Raw genomic sequence first — 8,250 nt, forward strand, 5'->3', positions numbered from 1 at the left:
TGATTTGTATGCACTTATCCAGACATCCGACCAGTTACCCCACCCGCTGGCAAGAGATCGCGGCAAAGCTCGAAGTTGAGCTGCGCACCCACTACCGCTGCGGCGACTACCTGCCCGCCGAGCAGCAGCTTGCGGACCGCTACGAGGTGAATCGCCACACCCTGCGCCGCGCCATCGATCAGCTGGTCGAGCGCGGCTGGGTGCAGCGCCGCCAGGGCATCGGCGTGCTGGTGCTGATGCGCCCGTTCGACTATCCGCTCAACGCCCAGGCGCGCTTCAGCCAGAACCTGCTCGACCAGGGCAGCCACCCGACCAGCGAAAAGCTGCTCTCGGTGCTGCGCCCGGCCTCCAGCCACGTGGCGGACGCGCTGGGGATTGCCGAAGGCGAGAACGTCGTCCACCTGCGCACCCTGCGCCGGGTGAACGGGGTGGCGGTGTGCCAGATCGACCACTACTTCGCGGACCTCAGCCTCTGGCCGGTGCTCCAGCGCTTCGCCAGCGGCTCGCTGCACGACTTCCTGCAGGACGCCACGGGCATCGCCCTTAAGCGCACCCAGACCCGCATCAGCGCCCGCCGCGCGCAGGCCAAAGAGAGCAAGGTGCTGGAAATTCCCAACATGGCGCCCCTGCTCTGCGTGCGCACCCTCAACCACCGCGACGGCGAGATCAACGCCACGGAATACTCCGTCAGCCTGACCCGCGCCGACATGATTGAATTTACGATGGAGCACTGAATGCACTTCGATATCTCCACCCGACAGCGCTGGATGCGCGCCCTGGCCCACAGCCAGCCCGCCGCGCTGCTGGCGCGCATGAGCGCGCTAAGCCTGACGCCGGATTACGAAACGATCCGCGCGCCGGAGATCGGCCTCGTCCAGCTTCAGGCGCGCATGGGCGGCACCGGTGAACGCTTCTTCGCGGGCGATGCCACCCTCACCCGCGCGGTGATTCGCCTGCGCAGCGGCACGCTGGGCTACGGCTACGTGCTGGGCCGCGACAAAGCGCACGCCGAGCGCTGCGCGGCGATCGACGCCCTGTTGCAGGAACAGCCCCATTTTCAGACCCTGATGGAAACCCTGATTGCCCCGCTGGAAGCCGACCGCGCCGCGCGCACTGCCGCGCGTCAGGCCGAGGTCAACGCCAGCCGGGTCGACTTCTTTACGCTCGTTCGCGGAGACAACGCATGACGCTTCAACCCGCTTTTACCCTGGCCGTCCAGGATGCCCAACAGAGTTTTCGCCGCCTGCTGAAGGCCATGAGCGAGCCGGGCGTCATCGTCTCGCTGCACCAGCTCCCGCAGGGCTGGCTGCCGCTGAACGTCGCCACCACCAGCGTGCTGCTGACGCTGGCGGATAACGACACCCCGGTGTGGCTCTCCGGCGGGCTGTCCAACGATATCGCCAGCCAGAACCTGCGCTTTCACACCGGCGCTCCGCTGGTTGAACAGCCGCAGCAGGCGGTATTTGCCGTGGCAGACGAGCGCATCAGCCATGAACAGCTGAACGCCCTGAGCGAAGGCAGTGCCGTCGCCCCGGAAACCAGCGCCACGCTGATTTTGCAGGTATCGAGCCTGAGCGGCGGCCGCATGCTGCGCCTGACGGGCGCGGGCATTGCCGACGAGCGCATGGTCGCGCCGCAGCTGCCGGAGTGCATCATCCACGAGCTGACCGAGCGCCCGCACCCGTTCCCGCTCGGCATTGACCTGGTCCTGACCTGCGGCGATCGCCTGCTGGCCATCCCAAGAACCACCCACGTGGAGGTGTGCTGATGTACGTCGCCGTTAAAGGGGGCGAGAAGGCGATTGCCGCCGCCCACGCGCTGCAGGAAAACAGACGCCGGGGCGATGAGCAGCTTCCCGAGCTGAGCGTCGCGCAGATTGAGCAGCAGCTAAACCTCGCCGTCGATCGCGTGATGACAGAAGGCGGCATCGCCGACCGCGAGCTGGCGGCGCTGGCGCTCAAGCAGGCCAGCGGCGATAACGTCGAAGCGATCTTCCTGCTGCGCGCCTACCGCACCACGCTGGAGAAGCTGGCGGTGAGCGAGCCGGTCAATACCGCCGACATGCGCCTTGAGCGCCGCATCTCTGCCGTTTACAAGGACATTCCCGGCGGCCAGCTGCTCGGCCCCACCTACGACTACACCCATCGCCTGCTGGACTTCACGCTGATGGCGAACGGTGACGCCCCGCCGCTCAGCGCCTCAGACGCCAGACAGGACGCCGCGCCGCACGTCTTTAGCCTGCTGGCAAATCAGGGGCTGGCGAAAGCGGAAGAAGATTCAGGCAGCACGCCGGACGACATCACCCGCACGCCGCCGGTCTACCCGTGCTCGCGCTCGTCGCGCTTGCAGCAGCTGATGCGCGGCGACGAGGGCTACCTGCTGGCGCTGGCCTACTCCACCCAGCGCGGCTACGGGCGCAACCACCCGTTTGCGGCAGAGATCCGCAGCGGCTACATCGACGTGGAAATCGTGCCGGAAGAGCTGGGTTTTGCGGTGAACGTCGGCGAACTGCTGGTCACCGAGTGCGAAATGGTGAACGGCTTCGTCGCACCTGAAAATGAAGACCCACACTTTACCCGCGGCTACGGCCTGACGTTCGGCATGAGCGAGCGCAAGGCGATGGCGATGGCGCTGGTCGACCGCGCGCTCCAGGCGCCGGACTACGGCGAGCACGTCGCAGGCCCGGCGCAGGACGAAGAGTTCGTGCTGGCCCACGCGGACAACGTAGAGGCGGCGGGCTTTGTCTCGCACCTCAAGCTGCCGCATTACGTCGACTTCCAGGCCGAACTGGAACTGCTGAAACGCCTGCAACGGGAGCGCGCCAATGGCTAACTTAAGCGGCTACAACTTTGCCTATCTGGACGAACAGACCAAACGCATGATCCGCCGCGCCATCCTCAAGGCGGTGGCGATCCCCGGCTACCAGGTGCCGTTCGGCGGCCGCGAAATGCCGATGCCCTACGGCTGGGGCACCGGCGGCATTCAGCTCACCGCCAGCGTGATCGGCGAAGCGGACGTGCTCAAGGTGATTGACCAGGGCGCGGACGACACCACCAACGCGGTGTCGATCCGCAACTTCTTCACCCGCGTGACGGGCGTGAACACCACCGAAAAAACCGAGGACGCGACGCTGATCCAGACCCGCCACCGCATCCCGGAAACGCCGCTGGTCGAAGATCAGATTTTGATTTTCCAGGTGCCGATCCCGGAGCCGCTGCGCTTTATCGAGCCGCGCGAAACCGAAACCCGCACCATGCACGCGCTGGAGGAGTACGGGATCATGCAGGTGAAGCTGTACGAGGACATCGCGCGCTTCGGCCATATCGCCACCACCTACGCCTACCCGGTGAAGGTGAACGGGCGCTACGTGATGGACCCGTCGCCGATCCCAAAATTCGATAACCCGAAGATGGACATGATGCCCGCCCTGCAGCTGTTCGGTGCCGGGCGCGAAAAGCGCATCTACGCCGTGCCGCCCTATACCCGCGTCGAGAGCCTCGATTTTGACGACCACCCGTTTACGGTGCAGGCGTGGGACGAGCCGTGCGCCATCTGCGGCTCCACGCACAGCTATCTGGACGAAGTGGTGCTGGACGACACGGGCAAACGGATGTTCGTCTGCTCCGACACCGATTTCTGCCGCCAACAGAGCGAGGCCAACAGCCAATGAAACCGCTGCTTTCGGTTAATAACCTGACCCATCTTTACGCGCCGGGCAAAGGCTTCAGCGACGTGTCGTTCGAGCTGTGGCCGGGCGAGGTGCTGGGCATCGTCGGCGAGTCCGGCTCCGGCAAAACCACGCTGCTGAAATCGATCTCCGCGCGCCTGACGCCGCAGAACGGCGACATTCTCTACAACGGCGCGTCGCTGTACGGCATGAGCGAAGCCGAGCGCCGCCGCCTGCTGCGCACCGAGTGGGGCGTGGTGCATCAGCACCCGATGGACGGCCTGCGCCGCCAGGTCTCCGCCGGAGGCAACATCGGCGAACGGCTGATGGCCACCGGCGCGCGCCACTACGGCAACATCCGCGCCACTGCGCAGCACTGGCTGGAAGAGGTGGAAATCCCCGCCTCGCGCATCGACGACCTGCCGACCACCTTCTCCGGCGGCATGCAGCAGCGCTTACAGATTGCCCGCAACCTGGTGACCCATCCCAAGCTGGTGTTTATGGATGAGCCGACGGGCGGACTGGACGTCTCCGTGCAGGCGCGCCTGCTCGACCTGCTGCGCGGCCTGGTGGTAGAGCTGAACCTCGCGGTGGTGATTGTCACCCACGATTTGGGCGTTGCGCGCCTGCTGGCGGACCGTCTGCTGGTGATGAAGCAGGGTCAGGTGGTGGAAAGTGGGCTAACCGACCGCGTGCTCGACGATCCGCTTCATCCGTACACCCAGCTGCTGGTGTCGTCCGTATTGCAGAACTGAGGACGGTGTCGCCGGGTGGCGCTGCGCTTACCCGGCCTACGAACACCGCACCTTGTAGGCCGGGTCAGGCGCAGCCGCCACCCGGCAAAAAGAACACCGCACCCTTAGGCTGGGTCAGGCGAAGCCGCCACCCGGCAAGAAAACGCCACGAGGCCAACATGATCCACGTACAAAACGTCAGTAAAACCTTCGTGCTCCACCAGCAAAACGGCGTGCGCCTGCCCGTCCTGCAAAACGCCTCGCTAGCGGTGAGCAAGGGCGAATGCGTGGTGCTACACGGCCACTCCGGCAGCGGCAAATCCACCCTGCTGCGCTCGCTCTACGCCAACTATCTGCCCGACGAGGGCCATATCAACATTCGCCACGGCGAGGAGTGGGTTGACCTCGTTCAGGCTCCCGCGCGCAAGGTGCTTGAGGTTCGCCGCGCAACGATCGGCTGGGTCAGCCAGTTTCTGCGGGTGATCCCGCGGATCTCCGCCCTGGACGTGGTGATGCAGCCGCTGCTGGATCTCGGCGTACCGCGCGAGACCTGCGCTGCCAAAGCCGCCAGCCTGCTGACGCGCCTCAACGTGCCGGAGCGCCTGTGGCACCTCGCTCCGTCGACCTTTTCCGGCGGCGAGCAGCAGCGCGTCAACATCGCCCGCGGGTTTATCGTCGACTACCCGATTTTACTGCTCGATGAACCGACCGCCTCGCTGGACGCCAAAAACAGCGCGGCGGTCGTCGAGCTGATCGAACAGGCCAAAGCGCGCGGCGCGGCGATCGTCGGGATCTTCCACGACGAGGCCGTGCGCGAGCGCGTCGCGGACAGGCTGCACCCAATGGGGAACAACGCATGATTATCAATAACGTCAGGCTGGTGCTGGAAAACGAGGTTGTGGGCGGGTCGATTGAGATTCAGGACGGCGTCATCCGCGCGTTTGCCGAAACCCAAAGCCGCGCGCCGGAGGCGATGGACGGCGAAGGCGGCTGGCTGCTGCCGGGGCTTATCGAGCTGCATACCGATAACCTGGACAAGTTCTTCACCCCGCGCCCGAAGGTGGACTGGCCCGCCCATTCGGCGATGAGCAGCCACGACGCGCTGATGGTCGCCAGCGGCATCACCACGGTGCTGGACGCGGTGGCGATCGGCGACGTGCGCGACGGCGGCGACCGTCTTGAGAATCTGGAGAAGATGATCAACGCCGTGGAGGAGACGCAAAAACGCGGCCTGAACCGCGCCGAGCACCGCCTGCACCTGCGCTGCGAGCTGCCGCACCACACCACCCTGCCGCTGTTTGAAAAGCTGGTGGGGCGCGAGCCGGTCTCGCTGGTCTCCCTGATGGATCACTCCCCCGGCCAGCGCCAGTTCGCCAACATTGAGAAGTACCGCGAGTATTATCAGGGCAAATATTCCCTTAGCGACGCCGAGATGGCGCGCTACGAGGAAGAGCAGCTGGCGCTTGCCGCGCGCTGGTCCCAGCCGAACCGCCTGTCGATTGCCGCGCTGTGCCGCGACCGCAACATTGCGCTGGCCAGCCATGACGACGCCACGCACGATCACGTACGCGAATCCCACCAGCTTGGCAGCGTGATCGCCGAATTTCCCACCACGCTCGACGCGGCAGAGGCGTCGCGTCAGCACGGGATGAACGTGCTGATGGGCGCGCCGAACATCGTGCGCGGCGGATCGCACTCCGGCAACGTGGCGGCAAGCAGGCTCGCCTCGCTCGGCCTGCTGGATATTCTCTCGTCCGATTACTATCCGGCGAGCCTGCTGGACGCGGCGTTCCGCGTGGCGGACGACGAGGGCAACGGCTTTACGCTGCCGCAGGCGATTCGCCTGGTGACGAAAAACCCGGCGAACGCACTCAATCTTCACGACCGCGGGGAAATCGCCGAAGGCAAGCGCGCGGATCTGGTGCTGGCCCACCGCAGGGGCGATCACGTGCATATCGACCACGTCTGGCGTCAGGGAAAAAGGGTGTTCTGATGGGAAGACTCATCTGGTTAATGGGGCCTTCGGGCTCCGGAAAGGACAGCCTGCTGTCGGCGCTGCGCCAGCAGGAGCATACCCAACTGCTGGTGGCGCACCGCTACATCACCCGCGCCGCCAACGCCGGGAGCGAAAACCATATTGCGCTGAGCGAGCAGGAGTTTTTCACCCGCGCCGGGCAAAACCTGCTGGCGCTGAGCTGGCATGCCAATGGCTTTTACTACGGCGTGGGGATTGAGATCGACCTGTGGCTGCACGCGGGCTTCGACGTGCTGGTTAACGGCTCGCGGGCGCATCTGCCGCAGGCGCGCGCGCGTTACGAATCGGCGCTGCTGCCCGTTTGTCTCGAGGTCTCGCCGGAGGTGCTGCGCAGCAGGCTGCAAAGCCGCGGGCGCGAGTCGGCCCGGGAAATCGAACAGCGGCTGGATCGCGCGGCGCGCTATACCCCGTCGGACTGCCATATCCTCAATAACGACGGAAGTTTGCTAAAGTCGGTTGAACGCTTTTTATCGCTTATCCGCCAGAAGGAAAAACAGCATGCCTGAGTGTGTACTTCGTCCCGCCACCGCCGACGACGCGCAGGTCGTCTATGCCCTGATCTGCGAGCTGAAGCAGGCCGAGTTCGATCGCGAGGCGTTTCGCGCCGGGTTCCTCGCCAACCTTCAGGATCGCAACATGCATTACCAGCTCGCCGGGCTGAACGGCGAGATCGTCGGGATGATCGGCCTGCACCTGCAGTTTCACCTGCACCACGCGCGCTGGATCGGCGAGATCCAGGAGCTGGTCGTCATGCCGCAAGCGCGCGGCCTGAAGGTGGGCAGCCAGCTGCTGGCCTGGGCGGAAGACGCGGCGCGGCAGGCGGGCGCGGAGCTGACGGAGCTGTCCACCAGCGTAAAGCGCGTGGACGCGCACCGTTTTTACCTGCGTGAAGGGTACGCGCAGAGCCATTTCAGGTTCACCAAACCGCTGTAGAGGTGCGCTATGAGTCTGACAATCACGCTAACGGGCACCGGCGGCGCGCAGCTGGTGCCGGTCTTTGGCTGCGACTGCGCGGCCTGCCGCCGGGCGCGCCTGCAGGAAAATTATCGCCGCCGCCCGTGCAGCGCAGCGGTGAAATTCAACGACGCGGTAACGCTGCTGGACGCGGGCATTCCGCACCTGATGGACGACTGGCCCGCGGGCAGCTTCCAGCAGTTTTTACTCACCCATTATCATATGGACCACGTGCAGGGGCTGTTCCCGCTGCGCTGGGGCGTGGGCGCGACCATCCCGGTGTACGGCCCGCCGGACGAGGCGGGCTGCGACGACCTGTTTAAACATCCGGGCATTCTGGATTTCAGCCATACGCTGGAGCCGTTTGTGGTGTTTGAGCTTCAGGGGATGCGGGTCACGCCGCTGCCGCTCAACCACTCGAAGCTGACCTTCGGCTACCTGCTGGAAAGCGCCCACAGCCGCGTGGCTTGGCTGTCCGATACCGCCGGTCTGCCGGAGAAAACGGTGAAATTTCTGCTCAACAACCGCCCGCAGGCGATGATTATCGACTGTAGCCATGAACCGCGTGATGAGACGCCGCGCAACCACAGTGATTTGAACACCGTGGTTGCGCTAAACGAGACGATCGGCTGTCCGCAGGTGATCCTGACCCACATCAGCCATCAGTTCGACGTGTGGATGATGGACAACCCGCTTCCGAACGGCATCGAGGCGGGGTATGACGGAATGGTATTGGTGCTGGATTAGGTTTTCTCCCTCTCCCTGTGGGCTGAGGGATCCCCAGTAATATGGTCATACCTCCATGACCATATTACTGTACTCCTTTCCCACTCTTTTCAACTCGTTACCTATATTCAGCC

At 64.7% G+C, this 8,250-nt stretch carries 11 protein-coding genes; all 11 read left to right on the top strand.

From position 1 onward, the window contains the following. The first annotated feature begins 8 nt into the window (after positions 1 to 8). The 11 genes from phnF (at position 9) to phnP (ending at position 8,137) form a co-directional block, all read left to right on the top strand. Positions 9 to 734 (top strand): phosphonate metabolism transcriptional regulator PhnF, encoded by a 726-nt coding sequence (phnF, locus tag AB8804_RS22300; RefSeq protein WP_371190112.1) that lies wholly within the window; start codon positions 9 to 11, stop codon positions 732 to 734. Beyond that, positions 735 to 1,187, top strand: a complete 453-nt coding sequence (gene phnG, locus AB8804_RS22305; RefSeq protein ID WP_371190114.1) for a phosphonate C-P lyase system protein PhnG — start codon at positions 735 to 737, stop codon at positions 1,185 to 1,187. It abuts the gene before it with no gap. Further along, entirely contained in the window at positions 1,184 to 1,768 is a 585-nt protein-coding gene (gene phnH, locus AB8804_RS22310) for a phosphonate C-P lyase system protein PhnH (RefSeq protein ID WP_371190115.1), read from the top strand. The genes phnG and phnH overlap by 4 nt, the downstream gene beginning before the upstream one ends. Next, positions 1,768 to 2,832, top strand: coding sequence for a carbon-phosphorus lyase complex subunit PhnI (locus tag AB8804_RS22315; protein WP_371190116.1), 1,065 nt, complete (start codon positions 1,768 to 1,770; stop codon positions 2,830 to 2,832). The genes phnH and AB8804_RS22315 overlap by 1 nt, the downstream gene beginning before the upstream one ends. Then, positions 2,825 to 3,670 (top strand): alpha-D-ribose 1-methylphosphonate 5-phosphate C-P-lyase PhnJ, encoded by an 846-nt coding sequence (gene phnJ / locus AB8804_RS22320; protein ID WP_371190117.1) that lies wholly within the window; start codon positions 2,825 to 2,827, stop codon positions 3,668 to 3,670. The genes AB8804_RS22315 and phnJ overlap by 8 nt, the downstream gene beginning before the upstream one ends. Beyond that, positions 3,667 to 4,422, top strand: coding sequence for a phosphonate C-P lyase system protein PhnK (gene phnK, locus AB8804_RS22325; RefSeq protein ID WP_371190118.1), 756 nt, complete (start codon positions 3,667 to 3,669; stop codon positions 4,420 to 4,422). Before phnJ ends, phnK begins: the two co-directional genes overlap by 4 nt. A gap of 158 nt (positions 4,423 to 4,580) precedes the next feature. Next, positions 4,581 to 5,261, top strand: a complete 681-nt coding sequence (gene phnL, locus AB8804_RS22330) for a phosphonate C-P lyase system protein PhnL (protein WP_371190119.1) — start codon at positions 4,581 to 4,583, stop codon at positions 5,259 to 5,261. After that, complete coding sequence (phnM, locus tag AB8804_RS22335; protein ID WP_371190120.1) at positions 5,258 to 6,394, top strand: alpha-D-ribose 1-methylphosphonate 5-triphosphate diphosphatase; 1,137 nt, start codon at positions 5,258 to 5,260, stop codon at positions 6,392 to 6,394. The genes phnL and phnM overlap by 4 nt, the downstream gene beginning before the upstream one ends. Further along, positions 6,391 to 6,942 carry a ribose 1,5-bisphosphokinase gene (gene phnN, locus AB8804_RS22340; protein ID WP_371190123.1) on the top strand — a complete coding sequence of 184 codons (552 nt, stop codon included), beginning with the start codon at positions 6,391 to 6,393 and terminating at the stop codon, positions 6,940 to 6,942. The genes phnM and phnN overlap by 4 nt, the downstream gene beginning before the upstream one ends. Further along, positions 6,935 to 7,369, top strand: coding sequence for an aminoalkylphosphonate N-acetyltransferase (phnO, locus tag AB8804_RS22345; protein WP_371190121.1), 435 nt, complete (start codon positions 6,935 to 6,937; stop codon positions 7,367 to 7,369). The genes phnN and phnO overlap by 8 nt, the downstream gene beginning before the upstream one ends. Positions 7,370 to 7,378: 9 nt before the next feature. Next, positions 7,379 to 8,137 (top strand): phosphonate metabolism protein PhnP, encoded by a 759-nt coding sequence (gene phnP, locus AB8804_RS22350; RefSeq protein ID WP_371190122.1) that lies wholly within the window; start codon positions 7,379 to 7,381, stop codon positions 8,135 to 8,137. Positions 8,138 to 8,250: the final 113 nt, after the last annotated feature.

The organism is Enterobacter sp. KBR-315C3_2022, assembly GCF_041399425.1.
In the GTDB taxonomy this organism is placed as follows: domain Bacteria; phylum Pseudomonadota; class Gammaproteobacteria; order Enterobacterales; family Enterobacteriaceae; genus Enterobacter.